This is a genomic window from Pontibacter ruber, from assembly GCF_023630205.1.
In the GTDB taxonomy this organism is placed as follows: domain Bacteria; phylum Bacteroidota; class Bacteroidia; order Cytophagales; family Hymenobacteraceae; genus Pontibacter; species Pontibacter ruber.
On sequence record NZ_JALPRR010000002.1, the window covers coordinates 660,812 to 684,676 of the forward strand.

General features: G+C 51.5%; 19 protein-coding genes. 9 read left to right on the top strand and 10 right to left on the bottom strand.

Annotated features, from left to right (window positions below):
- Positions 1-35: 35 nt before the first annotated feature.
- Together mtgA and MJ611_RS09675 are read left to right on the top strand one after the other, a co-directional pair.
- On the top strand, positions 36-770 hold the full coding sequence (mtgA, locus tag MJ611_RS09670) for a monofunctional biosynthetic peptidoglycan transglycosylase (protein ID WP_250429552.1): 735 nt from the start codon (positions 36-38) through the stop codon (positions 768-770).
- Positions 760-1,215, top strand: coding sequence for a YybH family protein (locus MJ611_RS09675; RefSeq protein WP_250429554.1), 456 nt, complete (start codon positions 760-762; stop codon positions 1,213-1,215). The genes mtgA and MJ611_RS09675 overlap by 11 nt, the downstream gene beginning before the upstream one ends.
- A gap of 270 nt (positions 1,216-1,485) precedes the next feature.
- Here MJ611_RS09675 and MJ611_RS09680 read toward each other — a convergent pair whose 3' ends face one another.
- The 3 genes from MJ611_RS09680 to MJ611_RS09690 form a co-directional block, all read right to left on the bottom strand.
- Positions 1,486-2,625 (bottom strand): App1 family protein, encoded by a 1,140-nt coding sequence (locus MJ611_RS09680; protein ID WP_250429556.1) that lies wholly within the window; start codon positions 2,623-2,625, stop codon positions 1,486-1,488.
- A 43-nt stretch (positions 2,626-2,668) separates the two neighbouring features.
- Positions 2,669-3,493, bottom strand: a complete 825-nt coding sequence (locus MJ611_RS09685; RefSeq protein ID WP_250429558.1) for a M48 family metalloprotease — start codon at positions 3,491-3,493, stop codon at positions 2,669-2,671.
- Positions 3,494-3,778: 285 nt separating this feature from the next.
- Complete coding sequence (locus MJ611_RS09690; protein WP_250429560.1) at positions 3,779-4,192, bottom strand: hypothetical protein; 414 nt, start codon at positions 4,190-4,192, stop codon at positions 3,779-3,781.
- A 145-nt stretch (positions 4,193-4,337) separates the two neighbouring features.
- Between MJ611_RS09690 and MJ611_RS09695 the strand changes: the two genes are divergently transcribed.
- Positions 4,338-5,420 carry a DNA topoisomerase IB gene (locus MJ611_RS09695; RefSeq protein WP_250429561.1) on the top strand — a complete coding sequence of 361 codons (1,083 nt, stop codon included), beginning with the start codon at positions 4,338-4,340 and terminating at the stop codon, positions 5,418-5,420.
- Between the two features lie 165 nt (positions 5,421-5,585).
- Here MJ611_RS09695 and MJ611_RS09700 read toward each other — a convergent pair whose 3' ends face one another.
- Positions 5,586-7,181, bottom strand: coding sequence for a hypothetical protein (locus tag MJ611_RS09700; RefSeq protein WP_250429563.1), 1,596 nt, complete (start codon positions 7,179-7,181; stop codon positions 5,586-5,588).
- Positions 7,182-7,229: 48 nt separating this feature from the next.
- Complete coding sequence (gene pgi / locus MJ611_RS09705; RefSeq protein ID WP_250429565.1) at positions 7,230-8,882, bottom strand: glucose-6-phosphate isomerase; 1,653 nt, start codon at positions 8,880-8,882, stop codon at positions 7,230-7,232.
- A gap of 306 nt (positions 8,883-9,188) precedes the next feature.
- On the opposite strand from pgi, the gene ppsA reads away from it, so the two are divergent.
- The 6 genes from ppsA (at position 9,189) to MJ611_RS09735 (ending at position 18,161) form a co-directional block, all read left to right on the top strand.
- Positions 9,189-11,600, top strand: coding sequence for a phosphoenolpyruvate synthase (gene ppsA / locus MJ611_RS09710; RefSeq protein ID WP_250429566.1), 2,412 nt, complete (start codon positions 9,189-9,191; stop codon positions 11,598-11,600).
- A gap of 44 nt (positions 11,601-11,644) precedes the next feature.
- Positions 11,645-11,824, top strand: coding sequence for a hypothetical protein (locus MJ611_RS09715; RefSeq protein ID WP_250429568.1), 180 nt, complete (start codon positions 11,645-11,647; stop codon positions 11,822-11,824).
- A 340-nt stretch (positions 11,825-12,164) separates the two neighbouring features.
- Positions 12,165-12,944: an HAD family hydrolase gene (locus MJ611_RS09720; protein ID WP_250429570.1), complete on the top strand. Its 780-nt coding sequence runs from the start codon at positions 12,165-12,167 to the stop codon at positions 12,942-12,944.
- 142 nt (positions 12,945-13,086) lie between these two features.
- Positions 13,087-14,697, top strand: a complete 1,611-nt coding sequence (otsB, locus tag MJ611_RS09725) for a trehalose-phosphatase (protein ID WP_250429571.1) — start codon at positions 13,087-13,089, stop codon at positions 14,695-14,697.
- Positions 14,690-17,095 carry a glycoside hydrolase family 65 protein gene (locus MJ611_RS09730; protein ID WP_250429573.1) on the top strand — a complete coding sequence of 802 codons (2,406 nt, stop codon included), beginning with the start codon at positions 14,690-14,692 and terminating at the stop codon, positions 17,093-17,095. The genes otsB and MJ611_RS09730 overlap by 8 nt, the downstream gene beginning before the upstream one ends.
- A gap of 127 nt (positions 17,096-17,222) precedes the next feature.
- Positions 17,223-18,161, top strand: coding sequence for a 1-phosphofructokinase family hexose kinase (locus tag MJ611_RS09735; protein ID WP_250429575.1), 939 nt, complete (start codon positions 17,223-17,225; stop codon positions 18,159-18,161).
- A 59-nt stretch (positions 18,162-18,220) separates the two neighbouring features.
- Here MJ611_RS09735 and ygiD read toward each other — a convergent pair whose 3' ends face one another.
- The 5 genes from ygiD to MJ611_RS09760 all read right to left on the bottom strand — a co-directional run bounded on the left by ygiD (position 18,221) and on the right by MJ611_RS09760 (position 23,814).
- A complete protein-coding gene (ygiD, locus tag MJ611_RS09740; protein ID WP_250430040.1) occupies positions 18,221-19,054 on the bottom strand; it encodes a 4,5-DOPA-extradiol-dioxygenase in 834 nt (277 codons plus the stop codon).
- A 146-nt stretch (positions 19,055-19,200) separates the two neighbouring features.
- The gene (locus tag MJ611_RS09745; protein ID WP_250429577.1) at positions 19,201-19,794 is read right to left on the bottom strand and encodes a Crp/Fnr family transcriptional regulator; all 594 of its coding nucleotides are present in this window, start codon (positions 19,792-19,794) and stop codon (positions 19,201-19,203) included.
- Between the two features lie 101 nt (positions 19,795-19,895).
- Complete coding sequence (gene fbaA / locus MJ611_RS09750; RefSeq protein WP_250429579.1) at positions 19,896-20,966, bottom strand: class II fructose-bisphosphate aldolase; 1,071 nt, start codon at positions 20,964-20,966, stop codon at positions 19,896-19,898.
- A gap of 134 nt (positions 20,967-21,100) precedes the next feature.
- The gene (locus MJ611_RS09755; RefSeq protein ID WP_250429581.1) at positions 21,101-22,510 is read right to left on the bottom strand and encodes an exonuclease domain-containing protein; all 1,410 of its coding nucleotides are present in this window, start codon (positions 22,508-22,510) and stop codon (positions 21,101-21,103) included.
- A 131-nt stretch (positions 22,511-22,641) separates the two neighbouring features.
- Positions 22,642-23,814 (bottom strand): AI-2E family transporter, encoded by a 1,173-nt coding sequence (locus MJ611_RS09760; RefSeq protein ID WP_250429583.1) that lies wholly within the window; start codon positions 23,812-23,814, stop codon positions 22,642-22,644.
- Positions 23,815-23,865: the final 51 nt, after the last annotated feature.

Genomic DNA, 23,865 nt, shown 5'->3' on the forward strand with positions numbered 1-23,865 from the left:
TTGTAGTTTTGCAGGCTTTAAATAGAATTGTCCCGATGAAGAAAAGCCGCTTGAACCTGCGACAGGTAAAGCTGATTTTTGTGAAGCTCGTACTGAGCCTTTTCCTGCTGAGTGTGGTGTGGGTGCTGTTGTACCGGTGGGTGTCGCCGCCGGCTACCCTGCACATGATACAGCGCCGTGCACAGGCGTCTGCCGCTGATAATTCTGATCCGCAGATCCGCTACAAGTTTGTAAGCCTGGAAGAGATGTCGGATCAGTTGCCGCTGGCGGTGGTTGCTTCAGAGGATCAGTTGTTTCTGCAACACAGCGGCTTTGATGTGGATGCTATTGTAGATGCCTTTAAGCGCAACCGGAAAGGGAAGAACATCCGGGGCGGAAGTACGATCAGCCAGCAGGTTGCCAAAAATGTATTCTTATGGCATGGACGCAGTTACCTGCGAAAGGCAGTAGAGGCGTATTTTACAGTGCTGATCGAGGTGCTCTGGGGAAAAGAACGCATCCTGGAAGTATACCTGAACATAGCCGAAATGGGAGATAGGGTTTTTGGAGTAGAGGCGGCCTCACAGAAGTACTTTCATACGTCAGCCATCAACGTGAAAAGACAACAGGCAGCTTTGCTGGCAGCCGTTCTGCCTAACCCGATAAAATACTCGGCTAAGAACCCATCGGGTTACGTGCTTGGCCGACGCAGGCGCATAGCGCGTGCTATGGGGCGACTGGGCGGAGCTACCTACATCAAAACCATACTTCCTGAACAAGATGAAAAATAGGTTTATACTTGCAGCCGCCACTTGCCTGCTGCTGGCAACGGGCTGCACCCGCAAAAGCAACGCATACAACTCTGCCAGCGAAACGGCAGCTGTTAAAGAAGTGCTTGCGCAACAAGCAGAATGCTGGAGCAAAGGCGACCTGGAGTGCTACATGCAAGGTTACTGGAGGTCGGATTCGCTGTTGTTTATTGGCAAGAACGGCCTGACCTATGGCTGGCAGCAAACCCTGGATAACTATAAACGCAGCTACCCCGACGTAGCAGCGATGGGCAAATTGGCTTTTGACCTGAAAGAGATCCGTACGCTCTCGCCTGAGACCATGCTGGTGGTAGGAAAATGGCACCTGCAGCGCGAAGCTTCAAAAGGCGATCTACAAGGGCACTTCTCTGTTATCTTCAAACGTTTCCCGGAAGGCTGGAAGATCATCGCCGACCACTCCAGCTAAGTTAGAGAGAGTTTGGGAGTTAGAGAGGTAAAGAGTTAGAAAGTTGAATATTAAAAAGTTAGAAAGTAGGGGAACATTTTATCAGCTGCTTTTCTGTACTATAAAATCTGCGTGTGCCCTTGCTGTGTGTTTTCACCAGCAAGCACTAAGGCCGCAGCGGTATCAGGTAAGCGCTAAGATCGTAAGTTATTGATCATAAAGTATAAAATCGTTTTATACTTATTGTAATCGCCCAAGCTAAATACTTTCTACCTCTCAACCTCATAAACTTCACTTGTCTCCCTCGTTGTCTATTTTGGTTTCTCTGGCGATTTCAGGGAGCTCTTCGGTGAAGATGTAGCCGCATTTGGCGGCGTGTTCGGCTGCTTCCAAGGTTTGCTTTACCAGCACCATTTCTACTTTCCCGTCTGCTTTCAGCTCATCCACGATCTTCTCCACTTTTTGGGTATGTTTTTCAATGTTCACGTCCCGGATGTAGATGGACATGATGCGACCCGGATGTTTCTTCACAACCTCGCGGTAAATAGCAGCATCCTGCTGTCCGCTGTCGCCGATGAGAATGAAGTTGAGCTTAGGATAGGTGATGAGGATGTTCTCGATCTCTTTATACTTATGGCTCATGTGGTCGGAGTGGCCGAGTTTACTTTCGTCTATACCAAAGTCGCGGAGCAGGAGCGGGCCCTGCGGAATCTCGTTCAGTTCCAGAAAATGATACAGCAGGTCGTAGTTGTTCCAGGGGCTGCTGGAAACATAAAAGAACGGGTTGTTGCGCTTGCCATTACGCCCCAGCTGCAAGGACTTGTAGAACGACGATACCCCGTGAAAAGGAATGCGTGAGTGCGCGTTGTTCAACAACACATTGCGTCCGGTCTCGAGCATGCTGGTAGCACCTGTGCGCACAATGGTATCGTCGATGTCGCTGATGATGCCGTATTCGGCGTCGGGAGGAGGTACCAGTACGTGTGCTTTCGCTGTAATTTCTCCATCATATTCCAAGGGGGCATCCACCAGCTTCACATCGATGGTGTGCCAGATATCTTCCAGTACGAGTGGCTTCTTGGGTTCGAGGTTCAGCACAAAATAGCCTTCCACATCGGTCGTGATCTCGTGTACCTGGTTTTCCAGGCACAGCTGCACGCGGGCATTGGGTATTTCGCTGCTCTGGAAACGGCGGTACATATTCAGCAGGTTTTCCCAAAGCGTGTCGTTCTCCTCCGAAACGGTGATGCCTTTATCTTCCAGTACCCGGCCTTTTACATAAAGGCGGTTTGGGGTGCCGTAACTTCGGTAAGTAACAATATGAAGCGGGCCGATCATACCGAGCTTCCGCCGCAGTTTAAAGGAGAGGGTGTCGAATTTCTCCTCGGCCTTCAGGACGCCCTTTATGGCCTTGTCTTTGATTTTTTTCATAGTCAAACAAAAATGCCTGTAGTGTTAGTACAGGCATTTGCATTTATAGGTTAAGGCTGCGCTTTAATTCTGAGAAGTCGGTGTCAGGAGCAGTCGTGGTTTTACAGCCTTGCTGCTGTGCCTGTTGCTGGATGTTCTGGACGCGGTTTTCCGGGTTCGGGTGCGTGCTCAGGAACTCTGGCGGATCAGCCTGGTTCGCTTCCTGGTTCATCTTGATGAAGAAGCCGGCCGCTCCGTCGCAGGCATAGTAGTTGGTGCCACCCAGGTAGGTTACCGAAGTATTATCTGCCTCGGTTTCAGCGTCGCGGCTGAACTTGAGCCCGCCTAACGTGCCCGCCAGCTGTCCTGCGATCTGTTGCAGCGTGCCCGGGTTATTGCCTAAGGCTACCGAAAGCAGGATCGCGATGCCGTAGTCGCGCTGCAGCTGTCGTACGCTGTGGCGTTTATCGGCGTGGGCAATCTCGTGGGCAAGTACACCGGCAAAATGGTCTTCATCTTCCAGAAACTTGATCAGCCCGGTATAAACATAGATGTAGCCGCCGGGTGTGGCAAACGCGTTGAGCGTATTCGGATCGTTGATGATCTTGATGGTCCAAGGGAACTCGTTTCTATACTTTACCTGGCCGGAATTAAGCACGCGGTTCACGATGCGGTCGAGGCGGGAATAGGCTTCTGCATTGCTGCTATTTCGCTCCAGCAGCTGGCCTTTTGCCTTGTAAGTAGAGTCTACCTGTTGCGACACCTGCGCGCCCAGTTTTTTATCATCTTCAATAGAGAAAATAACGCCTTCGTTGTCTTTGCAACTGCTAAAACCTAGCGTGATGAACAGCGCCATCAGCCAGAGTGGGGATAGGTTGAATTTTTTCATGTAAGCGTAAGCTGGTAAAAGTTAGATGTACCGTCGATCAGGGTAATTATTCCAGGGAACGGTAAAAATGTGAAAACTGATATATTGTACCAAGCCACTACGGGCGTTTCAGTACGATTGTTTGCAGGCAGATGGAATTATAAATAATGCCTGCCATTGTAAAATAAAGAAGCCTCTGAATGCCAGAGGCTTCTTTTAAAAAATATTTTAGGGCTGATTATACTTGTCTAAATTGTAAGTATAGCTAATAGCCCTGCTGATCTGTAGCAAGTATACTTTACTGTATTACTTTGTTTCGGAGAGCACCTGTTTGGCGAACATCACCGATACGGCCAATGTGAGCAGGGCTACTACCAGCATAGCCGTTGTAAGCAGGAACGCCATACCTGCCGTTTGCGTTGTTTCGGCTCCCTGGCCGCCCTGCTGCACCATCTCCAGCAAGCGGATGAAATAGGTACCCGTACGCCAGAACAAAAGTATGGTAAGTATACCCGCTTCAATGGCTCCCATCAGAAACGACCAGCGTTTGCCCCTGTTCAGAAAATGGCCTGCTACCAGGGCGATAAGGCCGCCAATGCCACCGGTCAGCAGGGCTGTTTTGGCCTGCACACCGGCCACATCAATAGCCACCGCGCCACAGGCAATCAGGAAAATTCCGAAGAAGGCGTAGAGGTAAGAAATCTGTTTATGTATGGTCATGGTAAGTTTTGGTTTGAACAGGACAAAGATAGGAGAGTTTATGGTATTGGCTCGGACTTGGTGGAGGGAAGTATTTCCCGCGTTATAACTTTTGGGAAGAACTCTAGTATGTAGGGCAGGGGCTACGTATAAAATGCCCCTCAGTATGGCAAACAAGAAACACGAATTACACGAATTATATGCAGATCCGGCCAAGTCGGCAGAGCAGGCAGGCTTACGGTATACTACAGACGAACAACCCGGTATCCGGCGCAAAAAAGCGGGCAACGGTTTCGTCTACACCGATACCAAAGGCGAGCGCATAACAGATGAGAAAGTACTCGAGCGGATTAATAAGCTGGTGATCCCACCGGCCTGGACTGAAGTATGGATATCCCCGATCGCGAAAGGTCACCTGCAGGCAACCGGTCGTGACGCCAAGGGGCGCAAGCAATACGTGTATCATCCGGAGTGGCAGCACGCACGCAACCTTACCAAATTCGGCCGCATGATCCTGTTCGGTAAAACCCTGCCAAAACTGCGGCAGCGCATCGAGGAAGACATCAATTCCAAAAAGCTGGACAAACGCAAAGTAACCGCCCTGGTGCTCTCCCTGATCGACAATGCTTTGATCCGGGTGGGTAACCGCCACTACGCGAAGAACAACAAATCCTATGGCCTTACGACCCTCCGCGACCGGCACGTGCAGATAAACGGCAGCCAGCTGAAGTTTACCTTTAAAGGCAAGAAGGGAGTGGAGCACGAGATCGATCTGAAAGACCGCCGGCTTGCCCAGCTCGTGAAGAAATGTAAGGATATACCCGGGTACGATCTGTTCCAGTACTATGACGAAGACGGACAGCGGCAGACGCTGGAATCCGGGGACGTAAACGAATACCTGCGCGAAGAAACTGAGCACGACTTCACGGCAAAGGATTTCCGGACCTGGGGCGGTAGTGTGCGCATGGTAGAGTGCCTGGAGCAGGTGCTGGACAATGAACCTGAAATGGAAAAGGAAAAAAGTATAAAAGAAGCTGTAAAGATGGTGGCCAAAGGGTTAGGCAACACCCCGAGCGTGTGCAGCAAGTACTACATCCATCCGGAAGTGGTAAACCTGTTCCGGGAAGACAAGCTGTTGCAGTACCTCAAAAAGCACGATGCCAGCACCTCTAAAAACGAGCAAATGACGGGCATGGAGGAGTTTGTACTGAAAATGCTGGAACGGGTGGCAAAGGAGAAAGCTCAATAGAGTTCTGAGTGCCGAGTCACGAGTTCCGAGTTTTACTCTTGCATATACATGGTTCTAAAATGTAGAAGAGATGCAACAGAGAGTTTATACTTTCATTTACTACTCAGTTTATAAAACAACTCGGAACTCGTGACTCAGAACTCGGAACTGCCCCGCTTTGCGGGGCTAATTTCCTTCGCGGTCGAAGGCGTGCACGCGTACATCGCGGGTGGTATGGTCCCGGGCTTCGGTGCCGAAATCTAGCTCGTTGCCGCGCTCGGTGTCGTAGATGCGTGTCATCTTGCCAAATCCTTGTACCGATGATCTGTCTGTGATCTCATCCTCGCCCAAGCCGCCGTATACGTCTATTTTTATACTTTCTTTTGTTTCCCCCTCAATTGTAAAAACATCATCGTCCGCTAGCCCGTGCAGTATTATCCGCTCGGTTTCTTTTGGGTTGAACACCCTGTGGTAAAGGGTCTTTTCTGGTGCTGCTCCTGAGGCCGGACGTGTTATCGTCACTTCTACTTGTCCTTCCAACAGTCGTTTTACAAGGAATTGCTCCACCAGGTCAGAGCCGGCAATCGTTACTTCCTGCGCCAGAATTTTATACATCTTTTTAGCGGCTTCCGGCAGTTCATCACGGCGGTTTTTAAGCGCTTGTGTGACATCCTTGCCGATCAGGTTATAAACCGCTCTTGGAAATTGTCGGACCGCCCGCTCAATTACCTGATCTGTAAGCGCTGCCTGCATTTGCCTGGCAATGCGTTGCCAATCGTCCCGGCTCAGCTCGTTCAACAGTCGCTCATCGATAAATTCAGCATTGATCATGTATGCTTTTACATCCTTGAACCTGTTATCAAAGGAATGGAGCTTACGGGCCATAAGCTTGCTGGTGGCAATAGACGGAACAATCCCGTCATCCATTTTCAGAAACACCTGGTCCCGGTCCTTTGGAATCGGTTTAAAAAGGGTGTCCTGCCCCTGATTTGAAACTGCCCAGTCCCACTGCCCCTTGTGCCGGTCCCAATCGCCGATGAGCAGGTCCAGGAGCCGTGCCCGTGCAAAAGCTTTCTGATCGAAGTGGTAGTGGTTGGAGCTGAAGCGCAGGCGCAAGGCATCGTCAGAATTTAGGAAGGCATGCGCATCTCCGAACTGTTGGTTCAGATCCGCAGGGACTTTAAATTTATCTTCCAGTAAGAAGAGCCGCCCCTGCACCCTGCTGGCATACTCACCAAAAGTTGTGTCGTTGTAGCTTACATAGTAAATAGCCGGGTTAGAATGCGGAACGCCAACTGCCTGCGCCAGTACAGGCACCACCAGCGCTCCGTAGGGATTGGAAGCTGACGTCTGGTCGCGCACAATGCCCGCTACGAAAGTATGGTGCCAGAACTTGGGCAACACCTCCACCGGGTCTTTGTCGATGGAGCGGAAGGCATAGCGGCGGCCGGTGCTGTCCTGCAACTCAAAACTGGTCGTCTGAAAGCCGCCTCCTAAACTGAGTACTTTTAACCCTCCCTTTGTTTTGTTCAGGTCAAAAACAGGCACCTGTACAGGAGTGGTCCAGATGGCGCGGTTGTGGTTGCCCCAGAACAGGCGGAAAAAGGCACTCCGGTCGTAATGCCTTCCTGCAATTACCCATACGCTGTCGGGGCCAGCCGGAGCCGCTCCTGCTACTTCCTCTTTTGTGGCCAGTGCGTCCTTCTGAAAAAAGTTATCATCGGCGCAGCTGCTCAGCAACAGGCTTAGGAAAAGGAGCGGCACCAATGGTTTTAGCGTCATGCGTAAGGGTATTCAAAGTATAGGTCAGGTGCCTGCGTGTTTGCCGGATTAGCTACGGTTTTGATTATAGTAAGCGATGAGTCCGTTGGTCGAGCTGTCGTGTTTGCCCGCTGCGCCTTCGAGTATTTCTTTTTCGATGGTACCGGCCAGCTGCTTGCCCAGTTCCACGCCCCACTGATCAAAGCTGTAGATATTCCAGATCACACCCTGTACAAATACCTTGTGCTCATACATGGCAATCAGGCTGCCCAACGTATACGGTGTCAGCTTTTTGAACATGATGGACGTGGATGGCTTGTTGCCTTCGAAAACCTTGTGCTGAACCAGTTGCTCCTGCTCTTCTGTTACAGTTCCGCTCTTCTGCCGGAACTCTTCGCGTACTTCTTCTGCCGTCTTGCCTTTCATCAGAGCTTCAGTCTGGGCAAAGAAGTTGGAAAGCAGCATCAGGTGGTGCTGCCCGATTGGGTTGTGGCTTTGTGCCGGAGCGATAAAGTCGCAGGGAATCAGGTAAGTGCCCTGGTGGATGAGCTGGAAGAACGAGTGCTGACTGTTGGTGCCGGCTGCCCCCCAGATCACCGGTTGCGTCTGGTAATTTACTGTATCGCCGTTGCGGCTTGCGCTCTTGCCGTTACTCTCCATCAGCAGCTGCTGCAGGTACTCGGGCAGCAGGCGCAGGTATTGATCGTACGGAAGTATGGCATGGGTCTGGGCTCCGAAAAGATCAGTATACCAGGTGCTCAGCAGGCCCATCAGTACGGGTATGTTCTGGCGCAGTGGCGTCTGGCGGAAATGCTTGTCCATGGCTTCGGCACCGCGCAACAGCTCTTCAAAACGATCATAGCCCAGCGCACAGGCAACAGACAGGCCAATAGCCGACCACAACGAGAAACGGCCGCCTACCCAATCCCAGAAGCGGAAGGTGTTTTCCGGGGCAATGCCAAAAGCTGCAACCGCTTCGGTATTTGTCGACAGCGCCACAAAATGTTTCTTGATGTGTTCTTTGTCCTTGGCCTGCTCCAGGAACCAGTCGCGAGCCGTATGGGCATTGGCCAAAGTTTCCTTTGTAGTGAAGGTTTTGGATGCAATGATGAAAAGCGTTGTCTCCGGATCCAGCCGGCGCAGTGTTTCAGCTGCGTCGGTGCCATCTACATTCGAAACAAAGTATACTTCCAGCTCAGGCTTCTGGTATTTCTTGAGGGCTTCCACCACCATTTTAGGTCCCAGGTCAGAGCCGCCAATCCCGATATTTACGATGCTTTGGATGCGCTTGCCGGTGTAGCCGGTCCACTCGCCGGAGTGTAGTTTGCTGCAGAACGCTTTCATCTGCTGTTGTACATCGCGTACCTCCTGAAGTGCGTTTTCTCCGTCAACCTCCAGTTGCTGGTCCGTAAAATTACGCAGCGCGGTATGCAGCACTACACGGCCTTCGGTCGCATTGATCTTTTCCCCGCTGAACATACTTTCGATCGCCGCTTTTACTTCCATTTCCTCGGCCAGTTCCGTCAGCAGGTCAAGCGTCTCTTCGGTAATGCGGTTCTTGGATAGGTCGAAAAGCGTATCCTCGAAATGGAATGCAAACTTCTCGAAGCGCTGCGGGTCGTTTGCAAAAAGATCACGGAGGTGCTGTGGCTGCACTTCAGCAAAGTGTGCTTCCAGTTTTTTCCAGGCGTTGGTTTGGGTAGGAGCGTAATTTTTTAACATAGCAAAGTTGTGTGGGACGTTGTTGTATGTGGGCAAAATTACTGCATTTTTCTTTATAAGGTTGCTTGTATTTAGAGTTACAGGATATTCTCCGGCAGCTAATAGCAGGATATGCTTTGTGCCTGATGTACCTCTCTGAAGTATAAAAGCAAAGTATGGCAGCAGGTAAGTATAAATGCTTTCTTATAACAGCCAGTTTACCAGCTTCTACTTAACCCTACTTCCAGGTTTAGCCCGAAACATCCAAATGAAGTATGATTCGTAGAAAAATCAAAACGGTTTAGTGTTAAATTATATACGCAAGTCATGCTGCCATACATCCTCCCGTTCAGACAGATATCAAACAGCGACACCGCTATAGTAGGAGGTAAGAACGCCTCTCTTGGTGAAATGATCCAGCAGCTGAGCCCCAAAGGAATCAACATTCCCGATGGTTTTGCCACTACAGTAGCTGCTTTTAACATGTTTCTGGACCAGAATCAGCTGCGGCAACCCTTGCACGACCTGCTCGACTCCCTCGATACAAAAGACTTTCATAACCTGCACGAAGTAGGCTCTAAATGCCGCGCACTGGTACTGCAGGCACAGATGCCACCTGAAGTTGCCCTGGCGATAAAGGAGGCTTACCGGCAGCTCGAACTGCAGGAGCAAGGTATGACCGGAGTGGCCGTACGCAGCAGCGCCACCGCCGAAGACCTGCCGGAAGCAAGCTTTGCGGGGCAACATGAGTCGTTTCTGAATATTACCGGAGCCGATGCGGTGGTGGAGGCCTGCCAGCGATGTTTTGCCTCGCTTTTCAACGACCGGGCCATCAAGTACCGCGTCGACAATGGCTTTGAGCACATGAAAGTGGCGCTGTCGGCGGGCGTGCAGCGGATGGTACGATCCGATAAAGCAAGTGCCGGCGTATGCTTTACCCTTGCGCCGGACAGTGGTGTAGCTACCGTGATTTTTATCACCGGCAGTTGGGGACTCGGCGAAAACGTGGTACAGGGAGCTGTGATTGGAGACGAATTTTACGTATTTAAGGAAGCACTGCGGCAAGGAAAGCAGGCTGTCATCTCCAGGAAAATGGGAACCAAGGAAAAGACAATGGTCTATGCTGAAGCAGCAGGGTTGCAAACCGATAGGCAGCAGACAACTACCCAAAACATCCCTACGCCGTCAGAAATGCAGCACCAGTGGGTACTCAGCAACGAGGAGCTCCTGCAGTTGGGCCAGTGGGCGCTCCTGATAGAAGAGCACTACGGCAAATCCATGGATATCGAGTGGGCAAAAGATGGCATCACCGGTGCGTTGTTTATCGTGCAGGCACGCCCCGAAACTGTGCATGGCAGGAGGAAAAAAGGCACGCTTAAAAGATACCGCCTCCTCGAAAAAGGAAAAGTGATCACCACCGGCAACGGCATTGGCGACAAAATAACAGCGGGAAAGGCACGGCTGCTGCATTCTCCGAAAGAAATTGATAAACTCAAAGAGGGCGATGTACTGGTAACCGGCATTACCAACCCCGATTGGGACCCGGTACTGAAGATGGCCTCTGCTATTGTTACCGACAGTGGCGGTCGCACCAGCCATGCAGCAATTGTGGCCCGCGAATTAGGGGCTGTGGCCGTGGTGGGTACCGGCAACGCCACAAAAAAAATACAGGACGGGCAGGAGGTCACCGTATCGTGTGCCGAGGGTGAGGAAGGTAAAATTTACGCCGGAATGCTCGCCTGGGAAGAAGAAGAGATCGATCTGAATGAATTGGGCAAGCCCGAAACAGAGCCCATGCTGATCTTAGGAGATCCGGAGCTCGCTTTTCAGTACGCCATGTACCCGGTGGCAGGAGTAGGGCTGATGCGCCTGGAATTCATCATCACCAACAGCATCAAAGCACACCCGATGGCATTGCTATACTTTGATGAGCTGAAAGACCAGCAGGCAAAAGAACAGATCCGGGAGCTGACACAGGGCTTCGACACGCCCAAAGCATATTTTGTAGAAAAACTCTCGCAGGCCGTGGCAACCATTGCAGCTGCCTTTTACCCGCGCGACGTGGTTGTACGGATGAGTGATTTCAAGACGAATGAGTATGCCAACCTGCTGGGAGGAGCACAGTTCGAACCGCACGAAGAAAATCCAATGCTGGGCTTCCGTGGGGCCTCCCGCTACTACCATCCTGCATACCGCGACGGTTTTAAGCTCGAATGCGAGGCCATGCGCGTGGTGCGGGACGAGATGGGCCTTACCAACGTCAAGCTTATGATCCCGTTCTGCCGTACACTCGAGGAGGGCCGCAAAGTGGTGGCGCAAATGGCCGAGGCCGGGCTGAAGCAGGCCGAGAACGGCCTGCAGATCTACATGATGGTAGAAATACCAAGCAACGTGATCCTTGCCGAAGAATTTGCTGAGATCTTTGATGGGTTTTCCATTGGCTCCAACGACCTGACACAGCTCACGCTAGGCATCGACCGCGACTCCGCCACCATCAGCAGGTTGTTTAACGAACGGAATCCGGCCGCCGAGAAAATGATTGCCCTGGCCATCGAGCGGGGGCATAGCAAAGGTATAAAAGTTGGGCTGTGCGGGCAGGCACCCAGCGACTACCCGGAAGTTACGCGCTTCCTAGTTGAGCGGGGTATAGATAGTATTTCGTTTAACCCGGACGCTATCGCCCATGGTATAAAGAATATTCTGGAGGCAGAGCATCACCTGCATGCCCGCATCTCGTAAAATGCCGGTAAGCTATGCCAGCTAAAGTATAAAGTATAACAAGTATGAAAGGAAAACCAGAAGAGGATCAGGGGAAAAAGAAAAAACGAATTTTAGAGGAAGATTTAGGCAAAACCACGCCACCCTCGGATCCCTGTCATGATACAAAACCATGTACGCATCCGCCTCGTCCGGAACAGGGGCCTGATGTTCCACCCCAGGAGCAAACCCGGGGCATTCCCTAGGCTTATTACGTAACTGCGGTGCATCCATCAGCAATTGTTAGTGTCTACAGCATTAATATTCTCATCGGTAATCATTTTTAGTCCCCGATGAAGATAAAATACCGTATACATTTACAATTAATAATCGTACATGCTGTGACTATGGTGGCATGTGCCTATATTTGAAGGCCCGTAAGAGGCTGCTCCGCCTGCTATCTGAAGTATAATATACATACAACTGCAATTGCTTTTGCAAGACAGCGGGCAATATGCTAAGCCTGTGGCGTTATCCTAAACGGGCGTCTGACGTTCGCAGCTTCTTTTAAAAAGTAACAGAAACCTATCAAGCATACCTTATCTTATGAGTAATCTGAGTGATCTTTTACAAGAGAGAAATATAAAAGCCCTGATACTGGACATGGATGGGGTGCTTACAAACACGGCCGGTCTGCATGCGCAGGCATGGAAAACGCTGTGTGACTCGTTCCTGCGCATGCGCAAAGAACAGGATGGCAAAGCCTACGAGCCGTTCGACCTGAAGAGGGACTACCAGACCTATGTGCACGATGTGCCCCGCCTGGATGCCATGCGCAATTTTATGGCCTCTCGCGGAATTACGCTGCCCGAAGGTAACCCTACCGACAGCATAGGTGACAACACACTTGTAGGACTGGGTGAACGCAAAGATTATTATTTCCACGAACTGTTGAAGCATAACGGTGTGGATGTATTTGATGATGCCGTAAAGTATGTGAAAGAGCAGCAGCAGGCAGGTATGAAAACCGCCATTGTTTCGGGTAGCCGCAACTGCCTTACCATTCTGCGTCGTGCCGGATTAGACAGGCTGTTTGAGGTACGGGTAGACAAAGTGGTGGCAAACGAACTGAAGTTGAGCAGCAAACCAGCGCCGGACATTTACCTGGAGGCCGCCCGCCGTTTAGGCGTGGATTCGAAAGAGGCAGCTGTTTTCGAGGATACCGCAGCAGGTATTAAAGGTGCGAAAGCAGGAGGCTTCGGCCTGATCGTAGGCGTAGACCGCAGCTTCGCTCAGGAAATGCTGGAGTCGAAAGGTGCCGACACCGTGATCAAAGGATTTGCGGCCGAGCTGAAGCCGAAAGCAGCCACAACACAGAACTCTTAAACAGAATTTATACTTCTGATAAGCAAAAGCGCCTCCTGTACAAACAGGGGGCACTTTTGCTTTATAGCTAACCTCGATTGTAAGAACATTAAACACCAAAGACAAGTATGATTTTGCAGGAAGCCTACTGAAAGTATAACCCGTGCAAGTACCCTACAACATGCCGCAACACAACCTGCTTCAGTTACTGGAGAACAAACACATCAAGGCGCTCATCTTAGACCTGGACGGGGTAATCACACAGACAGCCAGAGTACATGCACAAGCCTGGAAGCGTATGTTTGACGATTACCTCAGAAAACGCGGACAACAGGAAGGCAGGCAATATGAGCCGCTAAGTATAGAAACCGACTACCGGAAGTACATCGATGGCATTCCGCGTTACGATGGGGTGCGTAATTTTCTGGAATCACGCAATATCCTGTTGCCGGAGGGTACTCCGGAAGATGCACCCGGTAAAGAAACGGTGGCCGGACTGGGAAACCTGAAGAATGTATACTTTCAGGAGTTGGTGCAGAAAGGGGGAGTGGAAGCATACCCCGACACCGTTGCCTGGCTGAAACAACAGCGCAGGCGTGGTTTGCGTACCGCAGTTATATCTGCAAGTAAAAACTGCCGAGCTATACTTGCCGCAGCAGGTCTGGAAAACCTCTTTGAGGTACGGGTAGATGGGATTGTGTCGGCAAAGCTGGGCTTGAAAGGGAAACCTGCACCCGATATTTTTCTGGAGGCTGCCCGGCAGTTGGGTGTACAAACGCAGGAAGCTGCCGTATTTGAAGATGCGCTGGCAGGTGTGCAGGCAGGCAGGGCTGGCGGCTTTGCGCTGGTAGTAGGAGTAGACCGTACGGGTGATGCCGCAGCACTAAAAGAACAAGGCGCCGACCTTGTGATACAGAAATTTCCAACCGAAGAAGATACCATGACAAACCAACCGCAAACGCAGGTGCAGAAACGGGAAGCAGCAGAATTGCCGTCGGTGCTGGACCACCTGAACGAATTGCTGGACAGCAAGCAACCCGCCGTTTTCCTGGATTATGATGGCTGCCTGACCCCCATCGTAAAGCAACCCGAAATGGCTGTACTTAGCCCGGAAATGAAGGAAGTACTTCGGCAACTGGCGGAAGTATGCCCCGTGGCCGTAGTAAGTGGCCGTGACCGTCAGAACGTACAAAACCTGGTGCAGCTTGATAATTTATACTTTGCCGGCTCGCACGGCTTCGATATTTCAGGACCCGATGGCAAGCATTCCGAGCCCGGTGGGGCGGCAGCGGCATTGCCAGCCCTGGATGCAGCCGATGCGATCCTTAAAGAAAAACTTCAGCACGTACAGGGCGCACTGGTAGAGCGAAAGAAGTATGCCATAGCCGTGCACTTCCGCAACGTAGCCGAAGAGCAGGTAAAAGAGGTAGAGCAGGCTGTAGACCAGGTCTTGGCACAGTGCCCGCAGCTCAAGAAAGGGCTGGGCAAAAAGATTTACGAGCTCAAGCCAAACCTGGACTGGCACAAAGGAAAAGCGGTGCTCTGGCTGCTGGAAGAACTGCACCTGAACAAGCCCGATATCCTGCCTATTTATATCGGGGATGACATTACAGACGAAGATGCCTTTGCTTCGCTGCAAGAGCATGGGATCGGTATACTGGTAGGCGCCCATGACGAGAAAACAGCTGCCCGGTACAAGTTAGAGGATGTGTCGGAGGTGCAGGCTTTCCTGCAAAAGCTTACAGCGATCATCAAGCAGCGGCGCCATGAGTGAATGGAGCATCGTTTATGAGCATTGGTCTCCGAAGGAGCACCCCCTGCGGGAAGCACTTTGCACCTTAGGCAACGGCTACTTTGCCACCCGGGGCGCCTTCGAGGAAACAAAAGCCGAAGCAGATCTTTTCTACCCCGGTACTTACCTGGCCGGGGGCTACAACCGCCTTATATCCGAAATTGCAGGTAAGAAGATTGAGAACGAAGACCTGGTGAACTGGCCAAACTGGCTGCCCATCACCTTCCGCCACCCGAAAGAGGAATGGTTTCACACGAGCGGCGTAGAGATACTCAGTTTCCGGCAGGAACTGAACATGCAGGAAGGTGTGCTGATCAGGCAGATGCATTTTCGGGATAACCAGGGACGCGAGTCGCAGCTGCAGAGCAGGCGCTTTGTAAGTATGATCAACCAGCACTTGGCCGCCATCGAATGGGAGCTGACGCCGCTGAACTGGTCCGGAGATATTGAGCTTTTAGTAGCACTGGACGGACGCGTGATCAACAGCGGAATAGCCCGTTACCGGGCACTTGCAAGCCAGCACCTGGAGACACTGGAGCAGGGCCATACAAACGAAGAAACCATGTACTTGGTGGTGCAGTCGGTACAGTCTAAGATCCGAATGGCACAGGTAGCGCGCACCCGCGTGGTTGCAGGTGCTGCCGGTAACAACATCACCCGGCAACAGCAAAGCCAAAAAGGCTATGCGGCACAAAAACTGCAGCTTGGGGTAACACAAGGGCAACCGCTGCGGCTCGAAAAAGTCGTGCTGCTGTATACTTCCCGCGATTGGGCCATCTCGGAGCCTATGCTCGATGCCTGCACCAACATGGAGCGGCAGGGCAGTTTCGGAGAGCTGTTCGAAGGGCAGAAACAGGCCTGGAAACGACTCTGGAGTCGTTGCGATCTCAAACTATCCGCTTCTAATACAAAGGCCCAGTCCATCCTTCGGTTGCACATTTTTCACTTGCTGCAGACTGTATCCAGTCATACGGCCGATCTCGATGTTGGCGTACCGGCCAGGGGCTGGCATGGGGAGGCGTACCGGGGCCACATTTTCTGGGATGAGCTGTTCATTTTTCCGTTCCTGAACCTGCGCATGCCCGAAATTACCCGTGAGCTTTTGATGTACCGTTTCCGACGCTTGCCGGAGGCACGTTACGCAGCAAGGGCAGCCGGTTACCGGGGCGCTATGTTTCCCTGGCAGAGCGGCAGCAACGGCCGCGAAGAAAGCCAGCTCATTCACCTGAATCCGCAATCGGGGCGCTGGCTTCCAGATAATACCTATCTGCAGCGCCACATCAGCGCGGCAATTGCCTACAATGTATGGCAGTATTACCAGACCACGGATGATAAAAAATTCCTCATCTTCTATGGTGCCGAACTCATCCTCGATATTGCCCAGTTCTGGTCTACCATCGCCACCTTCAACGAAAGCACAGGCCGTTACGAGATCCGGCATGTAGTTGGCCCCGACGAGTACCATACTTCTTACCCCGATTCAGGTGAAATCGGGCTGAACAACAATGCCTACACCAACCTAATGGCCACTTGGACCATCCAGTGCGCACTCGATCTGTTTCAGGTGCTGGACGAATCCAGGGTACAGGAATTGCTCCACAAACTCAGCATTTCAGAAGAGGACCTGGAACGTTGGCGTGACATCAGCAAACGCATGTACGTTCCTTTTATCGGTGACAGCAGTATAATTGCACAATTCGACGGCTATGACCAGCTTAAAGAGTTTGACTGGGAATCGTATCGGGCTAAGTATGGGGATGCTATCCGGCTTGATCGCATTCTGGAAAGCGAAGGCGACAACGTGAACAAGTATAAAGCCAGCAAGCAGGCCGATGTGCTCATGCTGTTTTACCTGTTCTCTTCCGAAGGACTATTGCAGATTTTCCAGCGCCTGGGCTACGATTTCAAGCCCGAAAGTATACCTGCAAATATAGCCTACTATGAGCAGCGCACCTCGCACGGCTCTACCCTGAGTAAGATTGTGCACGCATGGGTGCTGGCGCGCTCTGACCGGAAGCGGGCCTGGTCTAATTTTGAAGTTGCGCTGGTAAGCGACTTTGAAGACATACAGGGCGGAACAACAGCAGAGGGGGTACACCTGGGGGCAATGGCCGGTACTGTTGACCTGGTGCAGCGCGCGTTTACAGGGATCGAAAACCGGGAGGATGTGTTATGGCTCAACCCCGTGTTACCGGATGAAATGTCCAGCCTGAGCCTGCAGGTACGCTACCGCGGACACTGGATCTCTCTGCTGATCTCAAAGGAGAAAATGACGGTGAGCTTTGACAAAGGTTTATCTAAAGAAGTACAGATCGGGTATCGAAACAAGGTTTATACTTTCCAGACGGGCGAAAAGCGTGAGTTTGATATCAGGCGTTAGCTTTCAGGAGCATCAGGACGTAAGACATACTATCCTGTAGCATTGAATCATAGTTCAGGCCTGTCCTGCAAACGGGGTTTACCTGAACCGGAACCTGATCTGAAACCTGGAGTGTAAGTATAGCAGCATGCATAAAATCCTCACCATCACACTAAATCCTGCTTTAGACAAAAGCACGCACATAAACCGGGTGCTTCCTGAGAAAAAATTGCGCTGTGCCGAGCCGGTGTATGAGCCCGGCGGAGGCGGCATCAATGTGTCGCGGGCGGTAAAAAAGCTTGGTGGTGAGTCCTGTGCCTGGCTGCTGGCCGGTGGTCCGGCAGGCGAACGGCTTTGCGAATTACTCCGGAAGGAGGGAGTAGAGTACTGGGCTGGCCAGACCAAAAGCTGGACCCGCGAAAACCTGATGGTGAAGGAAGACAGCACAGGCGACCAGTTCAGGTTCGGTATGCCCGGCCAGCAAACGGAGGAGCAGGAGTGGAAGCAGGTAATCGAAAAGCTGGAGCAATTAAAGGAGCTACCGGAGTATGTGGTTGCCAGCGGCAGCCTTCCGCCCGGCGTACCCGATGACTTTTACCTGCAGCTGGCAGTTATCGCTCACAAGCGTGGATTCCGGCTGATTGTAGATACATCGGGGGAGGCACTTATAAAAGCAGCCGGAGAAGGTTTGTACCTGATCAAACCGAACCTGGGGGAACTGGCGAAGCTGGCGGGCAAAGAACATATCTCGGCACTGGAGCAGGAAAAGATTGCCATGCAGGTACTCGACGAAGGCAAGTGCAAGGTACTGGTAGTTTCGCTTGGCCCGCGCGGTGCGATGCTTGCCTCGAAGGAAACAGGCATACTATACGTGGCGCCGCCTACTGTAAAGCAGGAGAGTGCAGTAGGTGCCGGGGATAGTATGGTTGCCGGTATGGTAATGAGTCTGCTGAAAGGGTGGCCGCTGGAAGACGTTATTCGCTACGGTGTAGCGGCCGGTACGGCCGCAACCATGACGCCAGGCTCGGAGCTCTGCCGCAAAGAAGACACAGAAGAGATTTACAAATGGCTTCAGGAGCATAAATAGACTTATTACCGCATACGAAAGCCTGTATACCTTCCTTTACTCCGACACCAGCTAAGCAACTACCCAAATTTAACGGAAGTCATGGTCAGGGAGCCGGCGACAGCTTTGTCGTTGAAAAAAGAAACAGGATCGCTTTCCCCCTTCAGGCCCAGCGTGTACAGCAACGGCAGGTAATGCTCCGGCGTCGGAATCGCCAGCAAGGCTTCCTTCCCAAGACTTTCATACCTGATCAGCGACTGGTGCTCACCTGCCGAAATCAGTTCCTTGAACTTGGTATTCATCTGCAGTGCCCAGTCGTACCCGTAGGCATCGGCCGTAAGCTTGTCCCAGGCTACCATGCGCAGGTTGTGTACCATGTTGCCGCTTCCTACAATCAGCACCCCTTTTTTCCGGAGGTTGTATAATTCTTTTGCCAGGTCGTAATGATACTGCGGCCCTTTGGTATAATCTATACTTAGCTGCAGCACCGGAATGGTTGCTTCCGGGTACATGTGCCGGATGATGGTCCAGGTGCCGTGGTCCAGCCCCCAGTCGTGGTCCTGCTCTACTTGGGTAGACGTAATAAGAGAGGCTGTTTCTCTGGCCAGCGCCGGATCACCGGGTGCCGGGTACTGTACCTCAAACAGGGCATTGGGAAAGCCTCCGAAATCATGGATGGTTTGCGGGAAGTCCATGGCAGTGATTCGGGTTCCCTTGCTGAGCCAGTGGGCTGAAACTACAAGCACCGCCTTAGGCACCGGTATTTCAGCAGCCATTTGCTTCCAGCGCTGCGTCAGGTCATTGTCTTCGATTCCGTTCATAGGCGAGCCATGCCCGATGAACAACACCGGCATAAGTTGCCCTTCTTCCTTTAACGTACCGGTAAATTTGTTAAATGCGGATAAGCCTGTCATACCTACTGCTCCTAGTGCTACTGTTCTGATAAAATGTTTTCGGTTCATGTGCTGTGATCCAAGTCTACAACCTTTGCACAAAGGTAAAGCATACAATCTGGCAGCGCCTTGACCTGCATCAAGAAATGGCCTTGAAGTATAAGAAACTACCTGGAAGTAAGTTGTTTTCGGATGCGGCTCAGTGTTTCGGGCTTAATACCAAGATAGGAGGCGATCTGGTGCTGGGGCACCCGCTGCGCGATGTCGGGGTAGGTTCTGATCAGGTTGGTATACTTTTCTTCAGCCGTGTAGCTCAGAGAGCCGACAAGGCGGCGTTGCAGCGCAACCAGGCTGTTTTGCATCAGTATCCGGAAATAGCGCTCCATGGCGGGTACTTTCAGCAGCAGTTCGTCCATGGCAGGGCGGCTCAGCAACAGCAGCTCGGCATCTTCAAGGGCATCAATGTTGTAGGTAGATGGTTCTCCGGTCAGAAAGCTGTAGTTGTCCGAAATCCACCAGCCTTCCAACGCAAACTGCACTACATGCTCATTTCCTTTAGCATCTACTGTATAGGAGCGAAGTATGCCCTGCACTACAAACGCAATGAAATGGCAAACCTCCTGATGTTGCAGGAGAAGTTGTTTTTTCAGGAGCTTTTTAGGAGTAAAGAAGCTTTTGCATACCTGCATCTCTGTTTCGGTTAAGCGTACTTTTTCGTTGATGCTTGATAGCAATAGTTGGAACGTCGTATCCTCCTTCATGTACGGGGCGCTTTGCTGCAATTTATCAATACTGCCTTTAAACGATAAAGGGTGAAGCTGTGGCCTCACCCTTATCGTTGAAATTATTTTCGATCTGTTACCTAAGCATTTCTGTCCAGGCAGTTCAGGTCTGCAAATGCTTCCTTCAGGCGTGCGATGAAGTTCTTTTCTCCTTCGCGCAACCATACTCTTGGGTCGTAATACTTCTTGTTCGGAGAATCGGCACCTTCCGGGTTGCCCAACTGGCCCTGCAGGTAATCGCGCTTGCCTTCGTAGTAGTTTTTCACGCCATCCCAGAACGCCCACTGCATGTCGGTATCGATGTTCATTTTGATAGCGCCATAACCCAAGGCCTCAGTGATTTTTGCTTTCTCGGAGCCGGAACCACCATGGAATACAAAATCTACCGGGTTAGCTCCTGTGCCATACTTCTGCTGGATGTAGTCCTGCGAGTTTTTCAGGATTTCCGGGCGAAGCTCCACGTTACCGGGCTTGTACACGCCGTGCACGTTGCCAAAAGCTGCCGCAATGGTAAAGCGGTGGCTCACTTTTTTCAGTTCTTCGTAGGCAAAAGCCACTTCTTCGGGCTGGGTATACAAGCGGGAGCTGTCCACACCGGTGTTGTCTACTCCGTCTTCCTCACCGCCGGTTACGCCCAGTTCTATCTCTACGGTCATGCCCATGCGGTCCATACGTTTCAGGTAGCTTGCGCAGGTTTCGATGTTCTCTTTTATCTCTTCTTCGGATAGGTCGAGCATGTGCGAGCTGTACAAGGGCTTACCATTCTGCTCAAAGAATTTCTCACCGGCATCCAGCAGGCCGTCTATCCAGGGAAGTAATTTCTTGGCAGCATGGTCGGTGTGAAGTATAACCGGAACGCCGTAGGCTTCGGCCATCAGGTGCACGTGCTGCGCGCCTGAGATAGCACCGGCAATGGCTGCTTTCTGTTCATCATTCGACAATCCTTTTCCGGCAAAGAACTGTGCCCCGCCATGCGAGAACTGGATGATAACCGGGGAGTTAACGGCTTTTGCTGTTTCCAGCACGGCATTCACTGAATTAGTGCCGATCACGTTTACTGCCGGCAGTGCAAATTTATTTTCGTTAGCGTAGCGGAACAGCTCACTTACTTCGTCGCCGAACAGTACGCCCGATCTGAATCTTTTTTCCATGTTTTATAAGTATATTTTAAGTATAATTTCTCTAAACCATAATCAGAACGAGATTAAGGATTTATGAGTGAAGAAGCAAATAAGGAGGTGGTATTCGCCGAAAAGTATAATCAAGCAGGTAATAGTTGCTGAAATTAGTCAAACACGATTACCTTTTCCTTGTGCTTGCCGCGCATGTGGCCCCGGATGATCTGCTGTATATCCTTGTTGTCGTTGTAGCGCGTAATGGCGCCTTTAAAGTCGTCTATACTTTGTGCAGAGAAATACTCGTCTACAAAGCCGAAGCCAAGATACGTGCCGTGCTCCACCACCACAACGGATTTCTCACCATGCTCCCTGCCTTTGCCCACCAATACAAACGTGTTGTGCTCGTACGTAATCGAGTCGATGGCGGCATCCACGCGGGCATTATACTCCTCCGGGCTCTCCTTGCCGATGCAGGCACCATTGCACTGGTGCACCTGGTAATCGAAGCAGGCGCCGTTGGTTTTGTAGAGGTCGCACAACTTTTGGCAGAGGTTATACTTGGCTACCTTGTGAAACAGGAATCCCTTTGCTTTGTAGTGGTTGGATAGGGCCACCAGTGGCGTCATGCTGATGTTGTCGGCTTTGTTCACGGTGCCAAAGGTAAGGCGCTTGTAGCCGTTGGCGTCTTCGTATACAAAGATACCGGTGTTGAACACGCTGCGGCGTTGCTGCCGGTTGTAATGTGGCTTCATGCGCTTGATCTCAGCCGACTCAAACAATAATGCTACCAGTTCGTTGCCCATCAGCTCGTAAGTGATGTCGGCGATCTGGTTTTTAAAGTCCAGCGACTTGCGGCTCTTGTAGTCGATGTTGAAGTGCTGCACAATGCGCTTGCGGATGTTCTTACTCTTGCCCACGTAGATGATCTCGCCTGCTTCGTTGTGGAAGTAGTAAACACCTGGCTCGGTAGGCAGGGCATCCACCTGCTCTTTTTTGATGGCAGGAGGCAGCAACGATGTTTTGATCTCATGCTTGAGCTGTTCCGCAGGATCTGCCATGTGGTAAGAACCATCGATTACCGGGCGGTTGATCTTGATGAGCTTGTCAAACAACTTGGCAGTAGCCTCAGCGTCGCCGATGGCGCGGTGGCGCATCTGCAGGTCGATGTCGATACTTTTGCAAAGCTTGCCTAAACTATAGGAAGGCAGCCCCGGAATAAGCGAACGGCTCAGGCGCACGGTGCACAGGGTCTTGCGCTGGAACATGTAACCCAGGTCAGCAAACTCTTTTTTGATGAAAGAATAGTCGAAACGCACGTTGTGGGCCACAAACACTTTGCCTTCCGTAAACTCCACGATCTCCTTGGCCACCTCGTAGAATTTAGGTGCATCCTTTACCATCTCGTCGGAAATGCCGGTAAGCTGGGTAATGAAATAGGGGATAGGGCGCTGCGGATTGATGAGCGTACTATACTTGTCAACGATCTGCTGACCGTCGTGTATGAAAATGGCAATCTCGGTGATCTTGTCTTGAGCAGGCTGGCTGCCTGTGGTCTCAATATCGATGATGGCGTACAAGCTGAATCAGATTTATACTTTGTAGCTGCTGCCGGCACTGTGCCTGCCGCTTATTTGTAAACCAATATTTTTAGTAATACGTTTCAAAACGCATTCCTGCGGCTTTTGCTGCAAAGTATGTTAGCAAAGGGTTATTGTTCCTGCTCCTGTTTTTCTTCGAGTTTTTCCTCCAGTTCCTCTTCACGCCGCTTTCGCCGTGCCTTTTCCCGTAGCTTGTCGAATAGCTGCTTAAACTGCCCCGACTTCTGCGTTTTAACTTCATCGATGTCGGCCAGCAGGAAGCCAAACGGCTGCAGGGGTTCATAGGCGTCAAAGATCACTTTCAGGGTAGCGATCAGCGGGATAGAAAGAATCATACCAGCTGCGCCCCAGATCTCGCCGCCCAGCAGCAGGGCAATAATAGCAGCAAACGGGTTTATACTTACTTTAGAACCCACCACATACGGCGTGATAAAATTGCCCTCCAGGAACTGCACAAACATAAACACCAGCACCACCAGTACCGCGTCTATCAGGTGGCCTGTTGTCGCCAGGGTAAAGAGCGCCGGCAGGGTTGCCCCGATCATGATGCCGATGTACGGGATGATGGTCAGGATGGAAGCGAACACTCCAAAGAAGATCGCATACTTGACGCCCAGCAACAGCAATCCCGCCGAGTTTAGCATCGATACAATCACGATCACGATCATCAGTCCGGAGATGTAGCTTTGCACCACGCTCTGGATGTTGTCCACGGTGTGCATCACATAGGCGCGGCGGTCTTTGGCCACAAACTTGAACAGGAACTGCTGCAGGTGGTCGCGGTAGTAGAGAAAGCAGAAGACAAAGATCGGTACAACGGTGAAAGCAGCCAGTGCACCTGTTGTCATGGAGATGGTGCTGCCCAGGAAGGTAGTGGATACTTCGCGCAGGCTGCCAAACGTGTTCTGAATGAACTCACTTTTGTTGGAGCGCCTGATGCCAAACTTGTCGTGCAGAAAGTCCTGTACTTTTATCAGCAGTTTATCGAAGTTATTGCCGATGGTATCCAGTTCGGAGGTAAGGCTCGCCAGCTGCATGGAAATAAACCAGATCACGAGTCCCAGCACTACAATTACTACCACCAGGCTGCAGATAATAGCCAAAGCCCTGGGCACACGCCACTTTTCCATGTCGCGCGTCATGGGCAGTAGCAGCAGCGCAAACAAAAGGGCGAAGGCCAGCGGCATCAGGATAGCCTTAAAGGTCTGCAGCAACCAGATCAGCAGGATCAGGCCCAGCAGGATGACTACATACTTAAAGTAGCCGGGTAGTTTTATTTCCATTGTAGTGTATGTACGCTGTTATACTTTGCTTGTGCAGGCAATGTTCGGCTC

Excerpts from the sequence above, each read along its gene's own strand:
- fbaA (WP_250429579.1), bottom strand. The coding sequence starts at position 20,966 with ATGGAAAAAAGATTCAGATCGGGCGTACTGTTCGGCGACGAAGTAAGT.
- mtgA (WP_250429552.1), top strand. The coding sequence starts at position 36 with ATGAAGAAAAGCCGCTTGAACCTGCGACAGGTAAAGCTGATTTTTGTG.
- pgi (WP_250429565.1), bottom strand. The coding sequence starts at position 8,882 with ATGTTAAAAAATTACGCTCCTACCCAAACCAACGCCTGGAAAAAACTG.
- MJ611_RS09735 (WP_250429575.1), top strand. The coding sequence starts at position 17,223 with ATGCATAAAATCCTCACCATCACACTAAATCCTGCTTTAGACAAAAGC.
- MJ611_RS09745 (WP_250429577.1), bottom strand. The coding sequence starts at position 19,794 with ATGAAGGAGGATACGACGTTCCAACTATTGCTATCAAGCATCAACGAA.
- ygiD (WP_250430040.1), bottom strand. The coding sequence starts at position 19,054 with ATGACAGGCTTATCCGCATTTAACAAATTTACCGGTACGTTAAAGGAA.
- ppsA (WP_250429566.1), top strand. The coding sequence starts at position 9,189 with ATGCTGCCATACATCCTCCCGTTCAGACAGATATCAAACAGCGACACC.
- MJ611_RS09675 (WP_250429554.1), top strand. The coding sequence starts at position 760 with ATGAAAAATAGGTTTATACTTGCAGCCGCCACTTGCCTGCTGCTGGCA.
- MJ611_RS09720 (WP_250429570.1), top strand. The coding sequence starts at position 12,165 with ATGAGTAATCTGAGTGATCTTTTACAAGAGAGAAATATAAAAGCCCTG.
- MJ611_RS09690 (WP_250429560.1), bottom strand. The coding sequence starts at position 4,192 with ATGACCATACATAAACAGATTTCTTACCTCTACGCCTTCTTCGGAATT.
- MJ611_RS09700 (WP_250429563.1), bottom strand. The coding sequence starts at position 7,181 with ATGACGCTAAAACCATTGGTGCCGCTCCTTTTCCTAAGCCTGTTGCTG.
- MJ611_RS09685 (WP_250429558.1), bottom strand. The coding sequence starts at position 3,493 with ATGAAAAAATTCAACCTATCCCCACTCTGGCTGATGGCGCTGTTCATC.
- MJ611_RS09680 (WP_250429556.1), bottom strand. The coding sequence starts at position 2,625 with ATGAAAAAAATCAAAGACAAGGCCATAAAGGGCGTCCTGAAGGCCGAG.
- MJ611_RS09730 (WP_250429573.1), top strand. The coding sequence starts at position 14,690 with ATGAGTGAATGGAGCATCGTTTATGAGCATTGGTCTCCGAAGGAGCAC.
- MJ611_RS09760 (WP_250429583.1), bottom strand. The coding sequence starts at position 23,814 with ATGGAAATAAAACTACCCGGCTACTTTAAGTATGTAGTCATCCTGCTG.
- MJ611_RS09695 (WP_250429561.1), top strand. The coding sequence starts at position 4,338 with ATGGCAAACAAGAAACACGAATTACACGAATTATATGCAGATCCGGCC.
- MJ611_RS09715 (WP_250429568.1), top strand. The coding sequence starts at position 11,645 with ATGAAAGGAAAACCAGAAGAGGATCAGGGGAAAAAGAAAAAACGAATT.